Source organism: Nocardiopsis sp. NPDC058789 (assembly GCF_042745575.1).
GTDB classification, from domain to species: Bacteria; Actinomycetota; Actinomycetes; order Streptosporangiales; family Streptosporangiaceae; genus Nocardiopsis; species Nocardiopsis eucommiae.
Map to the genome: position 1 here is coordinate 138,923 of NZ_JBHYOW010000010.1, position 21,153 is coordinate 160,075.

General features: G+C 72.7%; 19 protein-coding genes and 2 riboswitches. Of the genes, 13 read left to right on the plus strand and 6 right to left on the minus strand.

Annotated features, from left to right (window positions below; translation table 11 throughout):
* Window positions 1-38: 38 nt before the first annotated feature.
* The 6 genes from ruvA (at window position 39) to ACFW3L_RS16805 (ending at window position 6,971) form a co-directional block, all read left to right on the plus strand.
* Window positions 39-653: a Holliday junction branch migration protein RuvA gene (ruvA, locus tag ACFW3L_RS16780; RefSeq protein ID WP_378741288.1), complete on the plus strand. Its 615-nt coding sequence runs from the start codon at window positions 39-41 to the stop codon at window positions 651-653.
* A 30-nt stretch (window positions 654-683) separates the two neighbouring features.
* Window positions 684-1,760, plus strand: coding sequence for a Holliday junction branch migration DNA helicase RuvB (ruvB, locus tag ACFW3L_RS16785; protein WP_378741290.1), 1,077 nt, complete (start codon window positions 684-686; stop codon window positions 1,758-1,760).
* Between the two features lie 320 nt (window positions 1,761-2,080).
* Entirely contained in the window at window positions 2,081-2,446 is a 366-nt protein-coding gene (yajC, locus tag ACFW3L_RS16790; RefSeq protein ID WP_017546174.1) for a preprotein translocase subunit YajC, read from the plus strand.
* Between the two features lie 156 nt (window positions 2,447-2,602).
* The gene (locus ACFW3L_RS16795; protein ID WP_378741292.1) at window positions 2,603-3,163 is read left to right on the plus strand and encodes an adenine phosphoribosyltransferase; all 561 of its coding nucleotides are present in this window, start codon (window positions 2,603-2,605) and stop codon (window positions 3,161-3,163) included.
* 594 nt (window positions 3,164-3,757) lie between these two features.
* Window positions 3,758-5,941 (plus strand): RelA/SpoT family protein, encoded by a 2,184-nt coding sequence (locus tag ACFW3L_RS16800; protein WP_378741576.1) that lies wholly within the window; start codon window positions 3,758-3,760, stop codon window positions 5,939-5,941.
* A gap of 106 nt (window positions 5,942-6,047) precedes the next feature.
* On the plus strand, window positions 6,048-6,971 hold the full coding sequence (locus ACFW3L_RS16805; RefSeq protein ID WP_378741294.1) for a GNAT family N-acetyltransferase: 924 nt from the start codon (window positions 6,048-6,050) through the stop codon (window positions 6,969-6,971).
* A gap of 69 nt (window positions 6,972-7,040) precedes the next feature.
* Here the strand turns inward: ACFW3L_RS16805 and ACFW3L_RS16810 are convergent, their stop codons facing one another.
* The 4 genes from ACFW3L_RS16810 to ACFW3L_RS16825 all read right to left on the minus strand — a co-directional run bounded on the left by ACFW3L_RS16810 (window position 7,041) and on the right by ACFW3L_RS16825 (window position 10,531).
* Window positions 7,041-7,508, minus strand: a complete 468-nt coding sequence (locus ACFW3L_RS16810; RefSeq protein ID WP_378741296.1) for a nitroreductase/quinone reductase family protein — start codon at window positions 7,506-7,508, stop codon at window positions 7,041-7,043.
* 79 nt (window positions 7,509-7,587) lie between these two features.
* Window positions 7,588-8,781: an acyl-CoA dehydrogenase family protein gene (locus ACFW3L_RS16815; RefSeq protein WP_378741298.1), complete on the minus strand. Its 1,194-nt coding sequence runs from the start codon at window positions 8,779-8,781 to the stop codon at window positions 7,588-7,590.
* Between the two features lie 58 nt (window positions 8,782-8,839).
* A complete protein-coding gene (locus ACFW3L_RS16820; RefSeq protein WP_378741300.1) occupies window positions 8,840-10,120 on the minus strand; it encodes a CaiB/BaiF CoA transferase family protein in 1,281 nt (426 codons plus the stop codon).
* Window positions 10,121-10,126: 6 nt separating this feature from the next.
* Complete coding sequence (locus ACFW3L_RS16825; RefSeq protein ID WP_378741302.1) at window positions 10,127-10,531, minus strand: DUF3870 domain-containing protein; 405 nt, start codon at window positions 10,529-10,531, stop codon at window positions 10,127-10,129.
* Window positions 10,532-10,748: 217 nt separating this feature from the next.
* Window positions 10,749-10,863, plus strand: a riboswitch (SAM riboswitch).
* A 62-nt stretch (window positions 10,864-10,925) separates the two neighbouring features.
* Here ACFW3L_RS16825 and ACFW3L_RS16830 point away from each other — a divergent pair.
* The 3 genes from ACFW3L_RS16830 to ACFW3L_RS16840 all read left to right on the plus strand — a co-directional run bounded on the left by ACFW3L_RS16830 (window position 10,926) and on the right by ACFW3L_RS16840 (window position 13,841).
* Entirely contained in the window at window positions 10,926-12,314 is a 1,389-nt protein-coding gene (locus ACFW3L_RS16830) for an aminotransferase class V-fold PLP-dependent enzyme (RefSeq protein WP_378741304.1), read from the plus strand.
* Window positions 12,315-12,561: 247 nt separating this feature from the next.
* A complete protein-coding gene (locus ACFW3L_RS16835) occupies window positions 12,562-13,272 on the plus strand; it encodes an SAM-dependent methyltransferase (RefSeq protein ID WP_378741306.1) in 711 nt (236 codons plus the stop codon).
* Entirely contained in the window at window positions 13,272-13,841 is a 570-nt protein-coding gene (locus ACFW3L_RS16840) for a DinB family protein (protein ID WP_378741308.1), read from the plus strand. The genes ACFW3L_RS16835 and ACFW3L_RS16840 overlap by 1 nt, the downstream gene beginning before the upstream one ends.
* On the opposite strand, the gene ACFW3L_RS16845 is transcribed toward ACFW3L_RS16840, so the two are convergent.
* A complete protein-coding gene (locus tag ACFW3L_RS16845; protein WP_378741311.1) occupies window positions 13,838-15,919 on the minus strand; it encodes a primosomal protein N' in 2,082 nt (693 codons plus the stop codon). The two genes, ACFW3L_RS16840 and ACFW3L_RS16845, sit on opposite strands and share 4 nt — an antisense overlap.
* A gap of 108 nt (window positions 15,920-16,027) precedes the next feature.
* Here ACFW3L_RS16845 and fmt point away from each other — a divergent pair, with 108 nt between their 5' ends.
* Window positions 16,028-16,963, plus strand: a complete 936-nt coding sequence (fmt, locus tag ACFW3L_RS16850; protein WP_378741313.1) for a methionyl-tRNA formyltransferase — start codon at window positions 16,028-16,030, stop codon at window positions 16,961-16,963.
* Between the two features lie 76 nt (window positions 16,964-17,039).
* Window positions 17,040-18,503, plus strand: coding sequence for an RsmB/NOP family class I SAM-dependent RNA methyltransferase (locus tag ACFW3L_RS16855; protein WP_378741315.1), 1,464 nt, complete (start codon window positions 17,040-17,042; stop codon window positions 18,501-18,503).
* An 82-nt stretch (window positions 18,504-18,585) separates the two neighbouring features.
* Here ACFW3L_RS16855 and ACFW3L_RS16860 read toward each other — a convergent pair whose 3' ends face one another.
* Window positions 18,586-18,972 carry a hypothetical protein gene (locus ACFW3L_RS16860; protein WP_378741318.1) on the minus strand — a complete coding sequence of 129 codons (387 nt, stop codon included), beginning with the start codon at window positions 18,970-18,972 and terminating at the stop codon, window positions 18,586-18,588.
* A gap of 68 nt (window positions 18,973-19,040) precedes the next feature.
* Here ACFW3L_RS16860 and rpe point away from each other — a divergent pair, with 68 nt between their 5' ends.
* A complete protein-coding gene (gene rpe / locus ACFW3L_RS16865; protein WP_378741320.1) occupies window positions 19,041-19,709 on the plus strand; it encodes a ribulose-phosphate 3-epimerase in 669 nt (222 codons plus the stop codon).
* Between the two features lie 202 nt (window positions 19,710-19,911).
* Window positions 19,912-20,913, plus strand: a complete 1,002-nt coding sequence (locus ACFW3L_RS16870) for a phosphatase PAP2 family protein (RefSeq protein WP_378741578.1) — start codon at window positions 19,912-19,914, stop codon at window positions 20,911-20,913.
* A 67-nt stretch (window positions 20,914-20,980) separates the two neighbouring features.
* A riboswitch (FMN riboswitch) is annotated at window positions 20,981-21,111 on the plus strand.
* Window positions 21,112-21,153 lie beyond the last annotated feature (42 nt).

The following is a 21,153-nucleotide window of genomic DNA, read 5'->3' on the forward strand; positions in this document are numbered from 1 at the left end:
CAGGAAGGAGACGGGCACCCCCCGGTGTCCCACACGAGATGATCGCGTTCCTCACCGGCCGGGTGGCCGCACGCGGCGCGGCCAGCGCCGTGATCGACGTCGGCGGCGTCGGCATGAGCGTCCAGTGCACCCCCTCCGCCCTCTCCCGACTCCACGTGGGGGAGGAGGGGACCGTGGCCACCAGCCTCGTCGTGCGCGAGGACTCCCTCACCCTCTTCGGGTTCGCCGACGACGATGAGCGGAACCTCTTCGAGCAGGTGCAGACCGCCTCCGGCATCGGACCCCGCATCGCCCTGGCCATGCTCGCCGTGCACAGCCCCGACAGCCTCCGCCAGGCCGTGGCCACCGAGGACACCACCGCCCTCACCCGGGTGCCCGGCATCGGTAAGAAGGGCGCCCAGCGCATCGTCCTGGAGCTGCGCGGCAAACTCGACGCCCCGGTCATGACCGACGGCACCCTGCCCCCCGCCGACGGACCCGGCATGGAACCCCACGGGGCCTGGCGCGGACAGGTCGTCTCCGGGCTGGTCAACCTCGGCTGGTCCAGCAAGGACGCCGAGGCCGCGGCCGCCGCCGTGGCCGCCGAGGCCGAGGACACCGACGACGTCACCGTGCTGCTGCGCAGCGCCCTGCGCAGGCTCAGCCGCGCCTAGCCCCCAACGGGAACCGGAGGGAGAACACCCGTGTACGAGCGTGACGCCGTCTCGCCCGAGGCCGACGTCGAGGAACACCAGATCGAGGGTGCGCTGCGCCCGAGGAACCTGGACGAGTTCGTCGGCCAGCACCGGGTGCGCGAACAGCTCTCCCTGGTCCTGCACAGCGCCCAGCGCCGGGGCCGCGCCCCCGACCACATCCTCATGTCCGGCGGCCCGGGCCTGGGCAAGACCACCCTGGCCATGATCATCGCCGCCGAACTCGGCGCGCCCCTGCGCATCACCTCGGGCCCGGCCATCGAACGCTCCGGTGACCTGGCGGCTGTGCTCTCCACCCTCCAGGAGGGCGAGGTCCTCTTCCTCGACGAGATCCACCGTATGGCCCGCCCGGCGGAGGAGATGCTCTACGTCGCCATGGAGGACTTCCGCGTGGACGTCGTGGTCGGCAAGGGGCCCGGCGCCACCGCGATCCCGCTCGACATCGCCCCCTTCACCCTGGTGGGGGCGACCACCCGTGCGGGCATGCTTCCCGCGCCCCTGCGCGACCGCTTCGGCTTCACCGCGCACATGGACTTCTACGAGCCCGACGAACTGGAGCAGATCCTGCACCGCTCCGCGGGGCTGCTCGGTGCCCCGCTGGACGGCGACGCGGCCCACGAGATCGCCGGTCGCTCGCGCGGCACGCCCCGGATCGCCAACCGCCTGCTGCGCCGCGTGCGCGACTACGCGGAGGTCCGCGGCGGGGGCCACCTCACCCTGGCCAACGCCCGGGCCGCCCTGGAGCTGTACGAGGTGGACGCGCTCGGGCTGGACCGCCTGGACCGTGCCATCCTGGACGTGCTCATGAACCGCTTCCGGGGCGGGCCGGTGGGACTGTCCACGCTCGCGGTGTCCGTGGGCGAGGAGGCCGAGACGGTGGAGGTGGTCGCGGAGCCCTTCCTGGTGCGTTCCGGCTTCCTCGCCCGGACCCCACGCGGGCGGGTGGCCACCCCGATGGCCTGGGCGCACATGGGGATCACCCCGCCGCCGGACGCCGCCTTCGGCGCCGCGGCCGACCCCGCCGCCCACGCCGCCGGACGGGCCGGTCACGGCACCCCGGCTTCCTGACCGGGGCGGGAACCCCACAACGGGCCTCGGGCGGGCGGCGTGAGGCGCGTGCGCGAACCGGGTCCGAACCGTTAGCGCACCGACCCCCGGGCGGTGGGGCGCCGGTGACCGGCGCCACGTAAACTGGGCCGAACCAGCCAGGACGGGGCAGCGCCCCCGACTGGTGTCGTCGGACACCGGCGGAACGAGTTGGCTCCCCCGAGCGTTGTAGGCAACGGGTACGACTCCGGCCGCCGTGGTCGGTCGGCCCGAGAAGGTGGTCGTCGCGGTGTCCGAACCGGCAGACGTCGGCCACACGAAACGTCAGGAAGGACGCCCCCGTGCAGGGCATTTACACTCTCGCCGACGCGGCCCAGCAGGAGGGCAGCATCTTCAGCATGATGCTCCCGTTCGTGCTGATCCTCCTGGTCTTCTGGCTCCTGTTCTGGCGCCCGAACCAGAAGCGTCGCCAGCAGGAGACGCAGATGCAGAGCTCCCTGGTCCCCGGCGTCGAGGTCATGACCAAGGCGGGCATCTTCGCCACGGTCGTGGAGATCCACGACCAGGACGTGCTGCTGGAGATCTCCCCGGGCACCCGTATCCGGATGCTCAAGGCCGGTGTCGGCGAGGTCATCACGCCCGCCGCCGACGACACCCCGGTCGAGGACCGTCCCGACTTCGGCGACGACGACAAGCCCAAGGGATAACACCGGGCCGGGCGCGACGCCGCGCCCCGGCTCGCCACAGACTTCGGTACCGGCCCCCCACCCGGGGCCGGTACCGCTGCTGTCCCGGCCACCGCCGCACACAGCTCCGCCCGCGCCGAGGCCCGAGCGGACCCACCACAGAAGGCCCCGCCACCCATGTCCCACGACACCGCGACCCCGGACGTCCCGGACGCCGCCGACCTCGACCTGATCAGCGCCCACGTTCGCGACGTCCCCGACTTCCCGCACCCGGGCATCCTCTTCAAGGACATCACGCCCCTGCTCAACCACCCGGAGGCGTTCGCCGTCGCGGTGCGGGCGCTGGCCGCTCCCTTCCGCGACAGCGGGATCGACCACGTCGTCGGACTGGAGGCGCGCGGGTTCATCTTCGGCGCCCCCGTCGCCATGGCGCTCGGCGCGGGCTTCGTTCCGGCGCGCAAAGCCGGGAAACTGCCCTCGGACACCATCGACCAGGCCTATGATCTGGAGTACGGCACCGCGACCGTCGAGATCCACGCCGACGCGATCACCCCGGGCAGCCGTGTGCTCGTCGTCGACGACGTCCTCGCGACCGGCGGGACCGGCAGGGCCGCGGTGGACCTGGTCCGCAAGGCGGGTGGTACGGTCGTGGGATTCTCCGTCCTGATGGAGCTCTCCGCACTGCGGGGGCGGGAGAAGATGCCCGACGTGGAGCCGCGCACCCTCCTCTCGGTCTGAGGCCGACCTCGCCTGACAGTCGCCCCCCACGGGGGAATACCCCGACGGGGCGTCCTTGTTCACGTACTCCGGCACTCGGCGTGACGTACCTGGTGACCTGTGTCACCAGGCGTACCGACGCGTCGGTATCGGGGACACGAGGCGCCCGACCGCTCCCCGCGCAGGTGGGGAGTGGTCCCCACTAGACTGGCGGGTGAGGGGACCGCGGCGGCCGCGTCAGCGACTGGCCCTGATGACACGCACGTGCACCGGAGGCGAGCCGGACGGCGACGTCGGCTCCACCCGGAGGAACCGCGGGAGGTAGGCATGCCAAGCGAAGTGGTCTCGACCGGGGCCGTGTCCGAGCAGGGGTCGGACGGGCAGACCCCCGGGACGCCGACGGCCGCCACCCCCCAGGAGGAAGCCACCACGCGGGCGGAGCGTGTGCGGGGCACCGACAGACCACAGAAGGACCGCCCGGAGGGCGCCGCGCGCGCCGCGGCGCCCTCCGACGTCTCGGGGCCGGGTGCCCCGGGGGGTCAGGCGGCCACCACACCCTCCACCGTGCGAGTACGCCGAAGGCTCGCCCGACTCGGGGCCCAGCGGGGAGTGACGATGAACCCGGTGCTCGAACCACTGATCAAGACCGTGCGCGCCACCCATCCCAAGGTGGACGTGCGGCTGATCGAACGCGCCTACGAGGTCGCGGCCCACCATCATCGCCACCAGAAACGCAAGAGCGGCGACCCCTACATCACGCACCCCCTCGCCGTGGCCACCATCCTCGCGGAGCTCGGCATGCAGGAGGCCACCCTGGCCGCCGCCCTCCTACACGACACCGTCGAGGACACCGACTACTCCCTCGACGAGCTGCGCGCCGACTTCGGCGACGAGATCGCGGAGCTGGTCGACGGCGTCACCAAGCTGGACAAGGTCAAGTACGGCGAGGCCACCCAGGCCGAGACGGTCCGCAAGATGGTCGTGGCGATGGCCCGCGACATCCGGGTCCTGGTCATCAAGCTGTGCGACCGCCTGCACAACATGCGTACCCTGCGCTACCTCCCCGCCCGCGCCAAGCGGGAGAAGAAGGCCCGCGAGACCCTGGAGATCTTCGCTCCGCTCGCCCACCGCCTGGGTATGAACACCATCAAGTGGGAGCTGGAGGACCTGGCGTTCGCCACCCTCTACCCCAAGCGCTTCGACGAGATCGCCCGTCTGGTCTCCGAGCGGGCCCCCCGCCGCGACGTGTACCTCCAGGAGGTCATCGAGGCGGTCTCCGCCGACCTGCGCGAGTCCAAGCTCAAGGCGACCGTGCGCGGGCGGCCCAAGCACTACTACTCGATCTACCAGAAGATGATCGCCCGCAACGTGGGCTTCGACGAGATCTACGACCTCATCGCGGTGCGGGTCCTGGTGGACAGCGTCCGGGACTGCTACGCGGCCCTGGGCACGATCCACGCGCGGTGGAACCCGGTCCCCGGCCGGTTCAAGGACTACATCGCGATGCCGAAGTTCAACATGTACCAGTCGCTGCACACGACGGTCATCGGTCCCTCAGGCAACCCGGTCGAACTCCAGATCCGCACCCGCGCGATGCACCGCCGCGCCGAGTACGGCATCGCCGCGCACTGGAAGTACAAGGAGGACCGCAACTCCTCCGGCGCCGAGGCCAAGCCCAAGGGCACCACCGACATGCAGTGGCTGCGCCAGCTCATCGACTGGCAGCAGGAGACCAAGGACCCGGGCGAGTTCCTGGAGTCGCTGCGCTTCGACCTGTCCGTGCAGGAGGTGTTCGTCTTCACCCCGGGCGGCGACGTCATCTCCCTGCCCCAGGGCGCCACGGCGGTCGACTTCTCCTACGCCGTGCACACCGAGGTGGGCCACCGCACCGTGGGCGCCCGGATCAACGGACGCCTCGTACCGCTGGAGAACGAGCTGCACAACGGCGAGACCGTGGAGATCCTCACCTCCAAGGACCCCGACGCCGGGCCCAGCCGCGACTGGCTCAACTTCGTCAAGAGCGCCCGCGCCCGCAACAAGATCCGGCACTGGTTCACCAAGGAGCGCCGCGAGGCCGCGATCGAGCAGGGCAAGGACGAGATCGCCAAGTACATGCGCAAGCAGGAGCTGCCGGTCAAGCGCCTGTTCAACGGGGAGGCCATCATCGCCCTCGCCCGTGACCTGCGCTATCCGGACGTCGACTCCCTGTACGCGGCCGTGGGCGAACGCCAGGTCAGCGCGCAGAGCGTGGTCGGCAAGCTGGTGGACTCCATGGGCGGGCTGGACAGCCACGCCGAGGACCTCGCGGAGTCCTCCCTGCCGACCAAGGTGGCCACCAGCCGCCAGCGCGCGGGGAACCCGGGCGTGGTCGTGGCCGGGGGCGACGCCGACGTGTGGGCGCGCCTGTCCAAGTGTTGTACGCCCGTGCCCGGAGACGAGATCGTCGGCTTCGTGACCCGGGGCAACGGGGTCTCCGTGCACCGCGCGGACTGCGTCAACGCCGCGAGCCTGGACCGCGAGCGCATGGTGGACGTCGAGTGGCGCCCCACCGAGGACTCGATGTTCCTGGTGGCGCTGCACGTGGAGGCCCTGGACCGCTCGCGTCTGCTGTCCGACATCACGAGGGTGCTCTCCGACCAGCACGTCAACATCCTGTCCGCCACGGTGCAGACCAGCCGGGACCGGGTGGCGCAGAGCAGGTTCACCTTCGAGATGGCCGACCCCACCCACCTGGGCAGCGTGTTGCGCGCCGTCCGCGGGGTGGACGGCGTGTACGACGTCTTCCGCGTCCGCAACTGACCCGGGCCGTCCCTCGGGGCGCGGCTCGGGCGCGGAAAACCAGTGGAGCGGGGGCGGTCCCCGGCGCTAGCGTGCCCAGGACCACTTCGAGGGAAGGCAGCCCCCCATGCTCGACATCCGTCCGTTCCGCCCCGAGGACGGGCGTGCCCTGGAGGCCCTGGCCCAACGACTGTGGCCGCGGGCACCGCACCCGGGCGGGCTCGGGTGGCAGCTGGCCACCGAGGAGTTCACCGCCGAGAACACGACCGTGGCCGAGCGCGACGGCGGGATCGTGGGCTGGGCGGTGATCGAGGGACCCAACGTCCTGCACTCCCTCGCCACCCTCACGCTCACGGGCGCGACCGAGGACCCCGACGCCGGGTCCGCGCTCCTGGACCGGGCCCTGGCCCGGACCGGTGACGCCGCCGTGGAGCTGCTCGTCTTCGACGGTGACGACGCGCTCCGGGACCTCGCGGAGAAGGCGGGGTTCGCCCTCGGCGAGAACAACACCTTCGGTGAGTGGATGAGCCGCGCCGCCACCGAGGAGGAGATCCGCCTCCCCGAGGGCTACCGGATCCGCCCCGTCCGCGAGGACGAGCGGGAGGCTCGCGTGGAGTGCCACCGCACCGCCTGGCGGCCCTTCGACCTGCCCTGGCCCGAACGCGCGGGCACGGTGAACCCGGACCTCACCAGCCGCTTCAGCCGGGAACGGTACGACAACACCCGCGCCGCGCTGCTGTACGACCGCGAACTCGACCTGGTGGTGGAGGCCCCCGACGGATCGCTGGCCGCCTGCTGCGTCGTGTGGTGGGACGCGCTGAACCGCTGCTCGGAGATCGAACCCCTCGGTGTGGTCCCCGCGCACCGGCGCCGTGGCCTGGCCGTCGCGCTCGCCCTCACGGCGTGCGCCCTGACCGCGCGGCGCGGCGGGGACCGGGTGTACATCAACACCACACCGAACGAGGCCTACCCGACCCCGGCCATGACGTACGCGACGGTGGGCTACACGCCGCTCGACCGGGGCACGGTGCTGCTGCGCCCCGCGCGCTGACACACCGCGCGGTCGACACCCCACGGCGGAGCCCCGGTCACCTGGGTGACCGGGGCTCCGTTCGCGGTACTACAGACGGATCGTCGTGGACCGCACGATCTGGAAGACCGGGTGCCGGTCGGCCTCGGCCTCGAACGCCTGCTCCGGTGCCTCCGGCGGGGCGTCGAAGTACGGGCCCACGACCGCGGACCGGGGGTTGTCCAGGTACTCCTTGAGTACCGGAGCCGCCTCGGCCGGGCCCAGCTCCCGCACGCTCACCAGCTCGATCCAGCCGCCCTGACGGAGGGTGGCGAATCCGTCCTTGCGGATGTTGCGCACCCAGTCGACCTCCCCGTACGGGGAGACCAGGTACCGGCCGCTCTCACTGTCCAGGACACTGAGCGGGATGGTGCGCAGGAAACCGGAGGTGCGCCCACGCGTGGTGAGCAGGTGCAGCTCCGGCGGGCAGGCCCCGTACTTGACGAAGCCGCTGACGAAGGCGTTGGCGGTCCGCCGCAGTTTCGTCATCTCGAACCGCTTCGTCGGTTCGTTCACCATCTTCGGCAACTCCCTCGATCGGATGCTCCCATTGTGATGGTTTCCGGCCACCGATGGCACCCGTGGGCACGCCCCCGGTCTAGCGGAACGCGGAGACGCCGGTCACGGACTGGCCGATGCTGAGCGCGTGGATCTCCTCCGTGCCCTCGTACGTGGCCACGGTCTCCAGGTTCACCATGTGCCGCATCACCGGGTACTCCAGGGTGATCCCGTTGGCGCCGTGGATGCCGCGCGCCGTCCGGGCCACCCGCTGGGCCGCCGCCACGTTCGCGAACTTGCCGAAGCTCACGTGGTTGTGGTGGCAGTTCCCCTCGTCCTTGAGACGGCCGATCCGCAGCGCCGTCATCGAGGCGTGGTTGACGTCCACGACCATGTCGGCGAGCTTGCGCTGGGTGAGCTGGAACCCGCCGATGGGCCTGCCGAACTGCTCACGCGTCTTCGCGTAGTCCAGGGAGGCCTCGTAGCAGGCGCGGGCGGCCCCGGCCACACCCCACACGATCCCGTACCGGGCCTCGTTCAGGCAGGACAGCGGGGAACCGAGCCCCTTCGACGCGGGCATGACGGCGTCGGCGGGCAGCCGCACGTCCTCCAGGACCAGCTCGGAGGTGATCGACGCGCGCAGCGACAACTTCTTGTGGATCACGTTGGCGGAGAACCCGGGGGTGTCCGTGGGCACCACGAAACCGCGGATCCCGTCGTCGGTCGCGGCCCACACCACGGCGACGTCGGCGACCGATCCGTTGGTGATCCACATCTTGGTGCCGTTGAGGACCCAGTCCGCGCCGTCGCGGCGGGCGCGCGTGCGCATGGAGCCCGGGTCGGAGCCGGAGTCGGGCTCGGTCAGCCCGAAGCAGCCGATCGCGTCACCGGCGGCCATCCGGGGCAACCACTCGTTCTTCTGCTCCTCCGAGCCGAGCTTGTGGATCGCGGCCATGGCCAGCGAGCCCTGCACGGACACGAAGCTGCGCAGCCCCGAGTCCACCGCCTCCAGCTCGCGGCAGGCCAGGCCGTACGCGACGGCGCTGGAGCCGCCGCAGCCGTACCCCTCCAGGTGCATGCCGAGCACGCCCAGGTCGCCGAAGGCCTTGGCCAGGCCGCGCGGGTCGGGGAGGGTTCCGGCCTCGAACCAGTCGGCCACGTGGGGCAGGAGCTCACGGGTGGAGAACTCGCGGACGGCGTCACGGATGTCGCGCTCGGTGTCGGAGAGCTCGGCGTCCACCGCCAGGAAGTCGAGGGGGTCGGGTGCGGCGGCCCTGCGATGGGAGTCGCTCATGATGGGTGTCCCTTCGTCGTGCTTGTGTGTGTGGGGTCGGTGCCGGGGCGGGAACGGCTCAGCCGACGTCGGTCTGCTGGACGGCGCCACTGGTCAGGAGCGCAGCGATCCGCTCCTGGGTGAGGCCGAGTTCGCTCAGGACCTGAGCCGAGTGCTGCCCGAGCAGCGGGGGAGCGGTCATCGGTACGGGGGTGTGCTTCATGCGGAAGCCCGCACGGACCTGCTCCAACGGTCCGGCGGTGGGGTGCTCCACGGTGCGCAGGACGTCGTCGCCGTTGGCGTCCGCGGTGCGCAGGGCGTCCAGCACCCCGCGTACCCGACCGGCGGGGACCCCGGCCTCGACCAGGACCCGCATCCAGTGTTCGGCGGGCCGCTCCCGCAGCGTCGCGGACAGCTCCGCGACCAGTTCCCCCCGGTGCGCGACCCGTTCCGGGTTGGTGGCGTACCGGGGGTCCGTGCCCAGATCGGGGCGGTCGATCGCGGAGCACAGGCGCTGGTAGAGGGCGTCGTTCCCGGCCGCGATCACCACCTCGGCGTCCTTCGTGGGGAACACCTGGTACGGCACGATGGTCGTGTGGGCGTTGCCCACGCGCGCCGGCTCGGCCCCGGTGACCAGCGCCTGCTGCGCGAGGTTGACCAGGCTGGACAGGGTGGAGTTGACCAGGGAGACGCTGATGTCCTCGCCGCGCCCGGTCACCCGGGCCCGCATGAGCGCACCGAGGATGCCCACGGCCGCGTTCAGGCCGGTCAGGACGTCGGTGAGCGCCACACCCACCTTGCTCGCCGGACCGTCGACGGGACCGGTGGCGGCCATCAGCCCGCTCTCGGCCTGCACGACGATGTCGAACCCCGGACGGGTGGCGGGTTCGTGTTCGGGGCCGAAACCGCTCACGGAGCAGTACACGACGGCCGGATTGCGCGCGCTGACCTGCTCGTATCCCAACCCGAGCCGGTCGATCACCCCGGGCCGGAAGTTCTGGATCACCACGTCCGAGGTGGCGCACAGCTCCTGGACGGCGGCCAGCCCCTCCGGGTCCTTCAGGTCGACGGCCAGGCTGCGCTTGTTCCGGTTCACGGACAGGAAGTACGCGGCCTCGCCGGGGGAGTGGTCCGCCCGGTGCTCCTCCGTGGGCTCCGCGTAGGGCGGGCCCCAGGAGCGGGTGTCGTCGCCCCGGCCGGGCTGCTCCACCTTCACCACCTCGGCGCCCATGTCCGCGAGCAGCATGGTCGCGTAGGGGCCCGCGAGCACCCGGGACAGGTCGGCGATCCGCACCCCGGCCAGGGGGAGCGGTGCTCCCTGACCGGGACCGGGGTCGGGCTGAGGATGGGTCTCACGCATGGGGGGTCACTCCTTGCCGTCGGACGGGCACTCGGGATCCACGGGGCCGCCGGGCAGCTGGTCGCCGTCCCGCAGCTGGTAGTAGGTCTCCAGGCAGCGGCGCAGCGCGGTGGTGAGCGCGGCGCCGGACTGGCCCGCGTAGCGCGTCTGGACCCGCTGGACGATCTCCGCGATGTCCTCGGTCACCGAGGCGCCCTCGACCAGGGCACGGAAGAAGTCCTTGGCCAGGTCGGTCAGGAGGGTGGTGTCCGCGGCCACGATCCGGCCGTCCGCGGAGTCCACCGCGAGCACGACACCGAGCCGCTGGTACTGGGAATGGCTCGCCACCGAGTCGGGAAGACGGGCGTAGCCGGAGATGAGCACGACCCTGGGGTCGCGGAGAAGCTGCTGAACACGGTCGTCGCCGTACAACGGAAAAGCACCTCTTGTCTGCGGGCACGCGAAAACTCCAACTGACTGGAGTCTCGCGTCTGAAGGGCGGCCGGGGGAAACCGGACACCCGCGACGTGAGGGCAGTTCTCGATCAGTATGGCCCAGCCGGGACGGTCGGTGTCAAGGCGGGGGGTGGTCCAGGGCACACGCGCGCACGGATGCGCGCTCCGGGAACCCTGTGTTACATTTCCGCTCAGGTCACGAGTACCAGCGACAAGCCCCGGCTAGCTGGTCGGCAACCCTCCTTCCGCGGTGGGGTGCCCCGGGTGAGGACCAGGTCCCGACACGACCGTGTCAGACAAGCGCGGACCCCTGAGGCGCAGCCGTCATCGGCGTACCCCGTGGGTCCCACGACCCGCAGAAGAGGTGCCCCATGACCACCGTCATCCCGTTCGACTCCACGCGCTCCAGCCGTTCCGCCGCCCGGGACGCGGCCCGAGAGGCCGAGGCCCGCACCGAGTGCGCGATCGTCACCGCCGAGGGCGGGGTCCCCCTGGTCGACGGTGAGTACGTCGACTACGCCAACTTCGACTACGCGGCCAGCGCCCCCTGCCTGACCAGCGTCGCGGACGCGCTCTCCGCCGCTCTCCCGTACTACGCCAGCGTCCACCGGGGCGCCGGGCACCACTCGCAGGTCAGCACCGACGCCTACGAGCGCGCCCGCCGCAGCGTCTCCCGGTTCCTGGGCGTGCGCACCGAGGCCGACGCCCACGGTTCCGCCGACGCGGTCGTGTTCGTGCGCGGCACCACCGACGCCGTCAACCTGCTGGCCCGCGCCGTGCCCGAGGGCTGCACCGTGGTGGTCTTCGAGTCCGAGCACCACGCGAGCCTCCTTCCGTGGGAGCACCCGGCCGCACGCGCCGGACAGGTGATCCGCCTTCCCCTGCCCGCGTCGCCCGAGGAAGCCGTCGCCTCGGCCCGCGCCGCGCTCGCGCGGGCGCCCGAGGGTCCCCGCCTGCTGTGCGTCACCGCCGCCTCCAACGTCACCGGCGAGATCTGGCCGGTCGAGGAACTGGTCGAGGCCGCCCACGCTGAGGGGGCCCGTGTGGTGGTGGACGCGGCCCAGTACGTGCCGCACCTGCCGTTCAGTCTCACCGGCACCGGCGCCGACTACGTGGCCCTGTCCGGGCACAAGCTCTACGCCCCCTTCGGTTCCGGAGTGCTGGCGGGCCGTGCCGACTGGCTCAGCGACGCCGCCCCCTACCTGGCGGGAGGGGGCGCGACCCGCCGGGTGACCGAACACGACGTCCAGTGGAACGACCTGCCCGCGCGCCACGAGGCGGGCAGCCCGAACGTGCTGGGAGCCGTGGCGCTGGCGGCGGCCTGCGACACCTTCACCACCGAGACGCTCTCCCTCCAGCACATCCGTGAGGCCGCTCTGCTGGAGCGCCTGCGCTCCGGGCTGGGCGAGATCGAGGGCGTGCGCGAACTGTCCCTGTGGGACGCCGAACACGCCCGGGTCGGGATCGTGTCGTTCGTGGTCGACGGCCTGCCCGCCGACCTCCTCGCCGCCGCGCTCTCCGCCGAGTACGGGATCGGGGTGCGCGACGGCCTGTTCTGCGCCCACCCGCTCACCACCCACCTGCTGCCCGAGGGGCACGAGCAGGCCGTGCGGGCGAGCCTGGGCGTGGGGACCACCGAGGAGCACGTGGACCGGCTGGTCGGCGCGGTCACCGACCTCGTGGCCCACGGCCCGCGCTGGGAGTACGCCGACTGCGACGGCCGCCTCGCCCCGGTTCCGGACCCCCGCAACGTCCTCTGAAGCGTCGGATGCCGCCCGGAATGTCTGGAATCTGTGTGTTCGGGACCTCGGACTCATGGAACTTCACTACGCATGACCCCCCATTCGACGCACTGGGTCACATTTCACGCGGGGGTGTGCTGGGGATCACGTTCCCAGGCGGTACTATCGGGCCCTGACGGCGGGGCGCGCCGTCGCCGGACCCGACCGGTCCGTACCGACGCGACGTCCCGCCTCCCGCGAGCGAACCGGCTGGGGGAGCGTGATCGTGACGGACGTACGAGGACCCAAGACAGGTCCCCTCACGGCCGTGTTCCGACCCACCGAGCCCCCGCGCGTCCCCGAGCAGCCCTCACCGGTGGTCAGCCTCGGCCCGCGCACCCGACCGCCGGACCCGGCCGACGCCGAGCGGGTCCGCCTGCACCAGGCCTTCCTCGGCCGCGTCGTCGACTACCTCTGCGCGGACGCCGGGATACGCCAGTTCGTGGACTGGGGCTGCCCGGTGCCCGGCACCGCCGAGCGCGTACGCCGGGCCAGCGCCGACGCCACACTGGTGCACCTGGCCCCGACCGGGACGGCCGGGGTGCTGGCCGCACCCGCCTCCAACGCGACCGTCCTGGCCGGGGACGGCTCCGGCGGCACCGGTACGGACTCCGTGCTCCGACGCCTCCACACCAGCGGGCTCGTCGACTTCGACGAGCCCGTCGCCGTCCTGATGACCCGCCCCGGCACCGAACAGGACCCGCCCGCCGGTCTCGACACCCTGCACCGCATGATGCGCGGCGGCGGATACGTCGCCCTCACGTCCACGGCTCCCCGCCCCACGGCGGAACGGGCCTTCGCCCCCTTCCTCCCCGTCGAACCGGGGGTCGCCGACCTGACCTGGTGGCCCTACCCGGACGAGGACGTGTCCGCCCCGGGGTGTGGAACCCTGGGCGGACTGGGCCGCGCGCCCGGGCGAGGAAGGGGAGCGACGTGATGGCGCTGAACTGGAACGGTGAGATCCAGGCCCAGATGAGGTTCTACTGGGACTTCTCGCTGTGGCCCAGGCTGGAGGGGCTGACGGACGCCGAGTTCTACTGGGAGCCCGTCCCCGGCTGCTGGACGGTGCGCCAGCTGCCCGACGGCCGCCACGCCCCGGACGGTGCCTACCCGGAGCCCGTCCCGCCGCCGGTCACCACCATCGCCTGGCGCCTGGGACACATCGTGGTGGACGTCCTGGAGGCCAGGATCAACTGGCACTTCGGGGACCGCACCGCCAGCCGCGACAACATCGACTGGCCCTCCAGTGCGGCCGAGGCCAGACAGCGCCTGCGCAGGGCCTACCTCACCTGGTCCGAGCACGTCCAGGAACTCGACGACGACGACCTGGCCGAACCGGTGGGCGGCGCCGAGGCGCCCCAGTGGGCGGACTTCCCGCTGGTCGTGCTCATCCTGCACCTGAACCGCGAGTTCATCCACCACGGCGCCGAGGTCGCCCTCCTGCGCGACCTGTACCGGGCCCGCTTCGGGGAGAGCGCCGGTCCGTGGTCGGAACCGGTCGCCTAGAGCACGTGCGGGGGGTCCACCCGGACCTGCACCAGGTGTTCGTCCCGCCGCGCGCTGCGCGCCGAGGCGGCCGCCTTCAACGCCCGGGAGAGGTCGCCGATCGCCCCCCGTGGCACCCGCAACAGCGCCCGCTCGGTCACGTGGTCACCGTTCTCGCCGGTCTCGGACCCGACCGGGACCGGTCCCAGCAGCTCGGCCGACTCGGGCAGCTGGATCTGGTCCAGCAGCTCGCGCACGTGCTCGGGGGCCCCGGTGATCGAGGCCATCGACACCGCTGGAGGGAAGCCCAGCGCGCGCCGCTCGGCCAGCTCCCGTTCGGCGAAACCGCCCGGGTCCCAGCGGACCAGTGACTGCACCACCGGCAGGGACGCGTCGGCCGAGACCACCACGGTGCCCCCCGGCCGCACGAGCGCGGCCGCGTTGAACCAGCGGCGCAGCGCCTCCTCCGAGGCGCGCAGGTCCGCCCGGTTGAGCAGCGCCCAGCCGTCCAGGAGCACCGCGGCCGCGTACCCCCCGTCCGGGACCACCGGCTCCGCCCCCGGGGTGGAGACCACCAGCGAGGGCTGGTTCGGCACCTCCGCCAGGACCTCGTCCCGGCCGGAGGTGCGCACCGTCAGGGACGGGAAGGCCCGGCCGAGCTCCTCGGCGGTCCGGCGGGCACCCACCACCACCGCCCGCATGCGGGTCACTCCGCACTCGGGGCACGCCCACTGACCGGCCACCCGCCCGCACCACCCGCAGGAGGGCACCGCGTGCGCCTCCCGGATGGCCAACGGCCCGTGACAGGATCCGCAGCGGGCCGGTTCGCGGCAGCCAGCACAGGCCAGGGCGTTCAGATAGCCCCGCCGCGGCACCTGGAACAGCACCGGGCCCTCCCGTGCCCCCTCCCGCGCCGCCTTGAGGGCCAGGCTCGGAAGCCGGGCGGAACGCGCCGCCTCGTCCCGGGCCAGTTCGCGGTCGTCCCCGGCGGGTTTGACCACCGGTGCCCGGCCGCGCAGGGTCGTCCGGTCGGAGACCAACGGGAGCGCCCACCCGGATTCCACCAGGAGCTGGGTGTCGGTGGTGCGGGTGTGTCCGCCGAAGAGCGCGCCCGCACCCGCCATGTGCGCGCGCATCGCCAGGACCGTGCGGGCGTGCGGATAGGGCGCGTGCGGATCCACGTGCACGTCGTCCCCGTCGTCCCACAGCACCACCAGGCCCAGGTCGCGCACGGGCGCCAGCAGGGCCAGGCGCGAACCCACCACCACCCGCGTCCGCCCGTGCAGCACCGACAACCAGCGCCGGTAGCGCGGGGTCGGGCCGAGGTCGGCGGGGAGCGCGGCGTGGCGCCCCTCGCCCAGGACGCGGGTCAGGGCGGCGTCCACGGCCTGCACGTCACGGCTGTTGGGGACCACGATCACCGTGCCGCGACCGGCGTCCAGCGCGGACCCGGCCGCCACCGCGATGGCGTCGGCCCACTCGGGGCCGGGCAGGGCGTTCCAGACCGCGCGGGCCGGACGCCCCTCGCGCAGGGCCTCGACGAAGGCCGGACCCTCCGGATAGTCCCGCCAGGGGCCCGGGTCCGTCGCCGATCCGCCGCCCACCGGGGCACCCTCCTCCTCGGGCGGGGGCTCCCGTTCCACCTTCACCCTGCGCGGCGGCACGGCCAGCTTGGCCACCTCGTTGAGGGTGCCCGCGTACCGGTCCGCCACGGCCCGGGCCAGCTCCAGGATCTCCGGGGACAGGACCGGCTCCGAGGAGACCACCGAGTCCAGGTAGGCGAGCCGCCCGGCGAACTCCGACCGCTCCACCCGCTCGGCGAGCAGCCCCGCCAACAGGCGCCCGTTGAACACGACCTTCACCCGGCAGCCGGGCACCGCGTCGGCGTCCTGGTCACTGGAGACCTGGTAGTCGAAGTAGCGGTCCAGGTGGGGGAGCGGGGTGTCCACGATGACGCGCGCCACCGGAAGGCTCGCGGCGGGCCTTCGGGGTTCGGGGCGGGACGCATCCCTGGCCCGGGCCTTGGCCAGCGCCTTGGGGTCCAGCAGTTCCGACACGTCGAAGAGGCCGTCGTCGGGCTGGTCGGGCTGCTCAGTCATCACCCTTGGTTTACCAGAACCCACCGACAACGCCGCCTTTCCCGCTCGGGCGACCCCGCAGGTACTGGTAGAACAGTGAACCGTAGGCGCAGCGGAGGGGACCCGAACATGAAGCTTGTCTTTGCCGGAACGCCGGAGGTGGCGGTGCCCTCGCTCCGGGCGCTCATCGACTCCGGGCACGAGGTCGCGGCGGTGGTCACCCGGCCCGACGCGCGCTCCGGCCGTGGTCGGAGCCTCTCGGCCAGCCCCGTCGCGGAACTCGCCGAGAGCGAGGGCATCGAGGTCCTCAAGCCCGCGAAGGCCGGGGACCCCGAGTTCCTGGCCCGCCTGGCGGAGATCGCCCCCGACTGCTGCCCGGTGGTGGCCTACGGCGCCCTGCTGCCGCAGTCCGCGCTGGACGTCCCCAAGCACGGCTGGGTGAACCTGCACTTCTCGCTGCTGCCCGCGTGGCGGGGTGCCGCCCCGGTCCAGCACGCCCTCCTGCACGGCGACGACGTCACCGGGGCCTCCACCTTCCAGATCGTCAAGGAGCTCGACGCCGGGCCGGTCTACGGCACCCTCGCGGAGACGGTCCGCCCCACCGACACCAGCGGCGAACTCCTCGGCCGCCTGGCGGAGTCCGGCGCGGGGCTCCTGCTCCGCACCATCGACGGCATCGCCTCCGGAGAGCTCGTCCCGGTCCCGCAACCGGACGCCGACGTGTCCTACGCGGGCAAGCTCACCACCCTGGACGCCGAACTCGACTTCACCGCGCCCGCCCAGCGGGTGGACCGCGTCGCCCGCGCCTGCACGCCCGCGCCCGGCGCCTGGACCACCTTCCGGGGCACGCGCCTCAAGCTCGGCGCGGTGCGGCCCGTCACCGACGCCGACCGGCCCGACCTCGACCCCGGCCAGCTGCACGCGGACAAGAGGCGCGTCATCGTCGGCACCAGCACCCACCCCGTGGAGCTGGGCCTGGTGCGGCCGCAGGGCAAGAAGGAGATGGCCGCCGTGGACTGGGCCCGTGGGGTGCGTCCCACCGAGGACGACCGACTCGGCCGCTGAGCTGCCGTACTCTCGGATCTGGCGTGCGTGAGCGTGCGTCGGCACCCGTCCCCGGCTTGTTGAGGCAGAGCACACGTTGAGCGAGCAGTCCCGGTCCCGGAACCAGCGCCCCCGCAAGGGTGGAAAACCCAGGCAGGGCGGTGGCCACCGGACCGCTCCGCCCCAGCCCCGGGACCCCGCCCGGCGGGTCGCCTACGACGTGCTGCGCGCGGTGGAGCAGCGGGACGCCTACGCGAACCTGCTCCTGCCCGCCCTGCTCGGCGAGCGCGGCATCCACGGCCGCGACGCGGCGCTGGCCACCGAGCTCACCTACGGGACCCTGCGCCACCAGGGCACCTACGACGCGATCCTGGAGACCTGCGTCGACCGTTCACTGGCCTCGGTGGACGCCGAGGTGCTGCCCCTGCTGCGGCTCGGCTCCCACCAGCTGCTGTCCACGAACATCCCGCCGCACGCCGCCGTCAGCGAGACCGTGGACCTGGCCCGCCGCGTGGTGGGCCAGCACCGGGGCAAGTTCGTCAACGCGATCCTGCGCAAGGTGAGCGCGCGCGACCTGGACGCGTGGATCGCGATCGTCGCCCCCGACCGCGAGCGCGACCCCAGCGGCTACCTGTCCGTCGTGCGCAGCCACCCGCGCTGGGTGGTCAAGGAGCTGGCCCGTGCCCTGGGGGAGCGGGCCAAGGACGGCCTGGAGCAGACCGAGAGGCTGCTGGTGGCGCACAACGACCGCCCGAGGGTCACCCTCGTGGCCAAGCCCGGCCGGGCCAAGGTCGCGGACCTGGAGGAGTCCGGGGCGCTGCCGGGCCGCTACTCGCCCTTCGCCGCCTACCTGCCCGAGGGGGACCCGGGGCTGATCCGCGAGGTCCGGCAGAACCGTGCCGCCGTCCAGGACGAGGCCAGCCAGCTCGTCGCCCTCGCGCTGACCCGGGTGGACGCCGGGGGCCGCGACGCCCTGTGGCTGGACATGTGCGCGGGCCCCGGCGGCAAGGCCGGTCTGCTGGCCAGCATCGCGGGTCAGGGCGAGGCCCGCCTGGTCGCCTCGGAGCTCCAGCCCGCCCGCGCGGGCCTGGTCGCGAGCGCGGTGCGCCGCGCCCCCCGCGACGCGGGCCGGGCCGTCGTCGCCGACGGCACCCGCCCGGCCTGGAAGCCGGGCTCCTTCGACCGCGTCCTGGCGGACGTGCCGTGCACCGGCCTGGGCGCTCTGCGCCGCCGCCCCGAGTCCCGCTGGCGCCGGGGCCCGGAGAACGTCACCCAGCTCGCCCCGCTCCAGCACGAACTGCTCACCCGGGCGGTCGAGTCCGCGCGCCCCGGCGGCGTCGTCGCCTACGTGACCTGCTCACCGCACCTGGACGAGACCGACGTGATCGTCCGGAGGGTGCTGGCCGAGCGCGAGGACCTCGAACTCCTGCGCGCCCCGGACTATCTCGACGAGGTCCCCGACCTCGCCGCCGGCCCGGAGGGGAAGTACGTCCAGTTCTGGCCGCACGTCCACGGCACGGACGCCATGTTCCTCGCCCTCCTGCGCCGCAAGCCGGAGTAGCGGACCGACACGCGCCCCCGGGACTCTCACCCGGGGGGGGCGTGTGTCGGACATGTCGGAATCTACGTCGTAAAGGTGTCGGTCACGCGACGCCCGTCGCGACCACCACGCAGATCATGCAGGAGTTCCCCGCCTCCCGCAGCAGGTACCGGTACGACTCACCCCGGACCTCCTCGCCGCGCGCGTCCCGATAGGACCAGCGCACGTCCGCCCACACCAGCCTCGCGGTGAGCTCCTCGATCCGCCGGATCTCGGGGACCGCGTCCACCATCCCCTGCTCGCGGTAGCTCCCGGCCGCCCCCGCGAAGGCCTCCCGCACGTCCGCGGGCGCGGCCACCGCGATGCTCTCGAGGTCCCCCGCGACATAGGCCGGGTATCCGTACCGCGCCGCGATCCCGTCCAGATCGCCCCCGACCAGCTCCCGGCTGTAGGCCTCCAGGAAGTCCCGTAGCCCGTCCTCGTCCAGCATGTCTCCCCCTCGGTCCGTGGTACCCCCGAGGCACACCTGCCCCGAACCCGCCCGGATACACTGCTGACGTGGCAATTCAGATCTCTCCCAGCATCCTCAGCGCCGACTTCGCGCGCCTCGCCGACGAGGCCGCCCGCGTCCCCAACGCGGACTGGCTGCACGTCGACGTCATGGACGGGCACTTCGTCCCCAACCTCACGCTGGGCCTGCCCATCGTGGACTCCCTGCTCAAGGCGACCACCACCCCGCTGGACTGCCATCTGATGATCGAGGACCCCGACCGCTGGGCCCCCGCCTACGCGGAGGCGGGTGCCGGGAGCGTCACCATCCACGCCAGGGCCGCCAACGCCCCCGTGCGGACCCTGCGCGAGATCCGCAGGCACGGCGCCCGCGCCGGGCTGGCCCTCAACCCCGCCGAGCCGGTCGACCCCTACGAGGACCTCATCGGTGAGATGGACATGCTCCTGCTCATGACCGTCGAGCCGGGGTTCGGCGGCCAGCGGTTCCTGGACCTGGTGCTGCCCAAGATCCGACGGGCCCGGGAACTCCTCGACAACCGCGACGCGGCGGTCTGGCTCCAGGTCGACGGCGGCGTGAGCGACGAGACCATCGAGCGTGCCGCCGAGGCCGGGGCGGACGTGTTCGTGGCCGGATCCGCCGTCTACGGCGCCCAGGACCCGGACGGCGCCATCGAGTCCCTGCGCGCCCAGGCCCGCAAGGCCAGCCCGCTCGCCTGACCCCCCGGTAACGATCGCGGCGCGCCGGGCCGGGGGGGCCTGGCCACCGTGGGACGGTCCGCCCTATGCTGCCCGCTGTAGTCGTCGATTTCGCTTGGTCGCGGCTCCGTCTTCCCCTCGGGGGAGCGGCGCGGCGTGAGCGCGTTGCCAGGCGCGGACCCGTGGAGTACGCGTGAACGCTTGGACCCCCGAGCACCTGGCCATGGACGCCCTCTGGGAGGCGGAGAGCGAGGCGATCCGCTGGTTGCAGGGCCTGGCCGGGTGGCTCGCCCCTCCCTTGGAGGCCGTCACCTTCCTGGGCTCCCAGGGCGTCATCATCGTCCTGCTGGTGACCGTTTTCTGGTGTTTCCACGCGAGCCTGGGCGCCCGGCTCTTCGTGGCGGTCATCGCCTCGGCGGTGGTCAACAACCTGCTCAAGTCGGTGCTCTACGGCTCCCGGCCCTACTGGTTCGATCCGCGGGTCACCGGATACTCCCAGCACAGCAGCTTCGGGATGCCCTCGGGTCACAGCCAGGCCGCCGTGGTGACCTACGGCTATCTCGCGGCCAGATCCGGCCGCAGGAGCCTGGTGTGGGCGGCGGTCGCGGTGATCGCCCTGGTGGCCTTCTCCCGTGTCTATCTGGGCGCGCACTACTTCAGCGACGTCGTGGTCGGTCTGGCCGTGGGCGGTGCCGTGCTGTGGCTGGTGCTGCGCTACGAGGAGCGTGTCCTGGCCTGGTGGCGCTCCCTGGACACGCTGCGCTGGGTGTCGTGGCTGCTGATGGTCTCGCTGGTGCCGTGCGCGGTGGCGACCGCCTGGCAGTTCGGTGTGCGCGGGGACTGGGTGGTCCCCACCGCCGAGTGGATCGGCGCGACCCCCTCCGATCCCGCCGCCCACACCCTGGCCGGGCTCTACACCACCTGCGGAGCGCTGCTCGGCGGGGTCCTGGGCTTCACCCTGCTGCACCGGCGCGGCTGGTACAGCGCGGCGGGCACGCCCACGGCGCGCGCGGCGCGGTTCGCCCTCGGGATCTCCGTGGTCCTGCTCGTCCTCGCGGTGGAGCGGGTCCTCTTCCGGGACCTGGCCGGGCTGCCGTCGGCCCTGGTGTCGTACGTGGTCTACGCCGCAGTGGCCTTCTGGGCGTCCTTCGGGGCGCCGGAGATGTTCGTGCGCGCGGGTCTGGCCGCCCGCCCGGACCGGTCGACGGACCCCGCCGAGCAATGAACCCCGTCACACGGGCTATGCGCCGTGTGGGGGAGGGGTTAGGATCGGGTCGTCAGACAACAGTCAGACGCGTGCTCCGGGGTCGGTGAAAGTCCGAACCGGCGGTGACAGTCCGCGACCCGGTCGATTCCATCGACCGGTTGAACCGGTGGAATTCCGGTACCGACGGTGAAAGTCCGGATGGGAGGCAGTGCGCGTTGGGGCGGGTCCGAGCCGTGCCGATCCCTTGGTGACGGCTCC

Excerpts from the sequence above, each read along its gene's own strand:
- ACFW3L_RS16810 (WP_378741296.1), bottom strand. The coding sequence starts at position 7,508 with ATGGTGAACGAACCGACGAAGCGGTTCGAGATGACGAAACTGCGGCGG.
- ACFW3L_RS16870 (WP_378741578.1), top strand. The coding sequence starts at position 19,912 with ATGGACGCCCTCTGGGAGGCGGAGAGCGAGGCGATCCGCTGGTTGCAG.
- ACFW3L_RS16845 (WP_378741311.1), bottom strand. The coding sequence starts at position 15,919 with ATGACTGAGCAGCCCGACCAGCCCGACGACGGCCTCTTCGACGTGTCG.
- ACFW3L_RS16830 (WP_378741304.1), top strand. The coding sequence starts at position 10,926 with ATGACCACCGTCATCCCGTTCGACTCCACGCGCTCCAGCCGTTCCGCC.
- fmt (WP_378741313.1), top strand. The coding sequence starts at position 16,028 with ATGAAGCTTGTCTTTGCCGGAACGCCGGAGGTGGCGGTGCCCTCGCTC.
- ACFW3L_RS16805 (WP_378741294.1), top strand. The coding sequence starts at position 6,048 with ATGCTCGACATCCGTCCGTTCCGCCCCGAGGACGGGCGTGCCCTGGAG.
- ACFW3L_RS16795 (WP_378741292.1), top strand. The coding sequence starts at position 2,603 with ATGTCCCACGACACCGCGACCCCGGACGTCCCGGACGCCGCCGACCTC.
- ACFW3L_RS16860 (WP_378741318.1), bottom strand. The coding sequence starts at position 18,972 with ATGCTGGACGAGGACGGGCTACGGGACTTCCTGGAGGCCTACAGCCGG.
- ACFW3L_RS16820 (WP_378741300.1), bottom strand. The coding sequence starts at position 10,120 with ATGCGTGAGACCCATCCTCAGCCCGACCCCGGTCCCGGTCAGGGAGCA.
- ruvA (WP_378741288.1), top strand. The coding sequence starts at position 39 with ATGATCGCGTTCCTCACCGGCCGGGTGGCCGCACGCGGCGCGGCCAGC.
- ACFW3L_RS16840 (WP_378741308.1), top strand. The coding sequence starts at position 13,272 with ATGGCGCTGAACTGGAACGGTGAGATCCAGGCCCAGATGAGGTTCTAC.
- ACFW3L_RS16815 (WP_378741298.1), bottom strand. The coding sequence starts at position 8,781 with ATGAGCGACTCCCATCGCAGGGCCGCCGCACCCGACCCCCTCGACTTC.
- ACFW3L_RS16800 (WP_378741576.1), top strand. The coding sequence starts at position 3,758 with ATGAACCCGGTGCTCGAACCACTGATCAAGACCGTGCGCGCCACCCAT.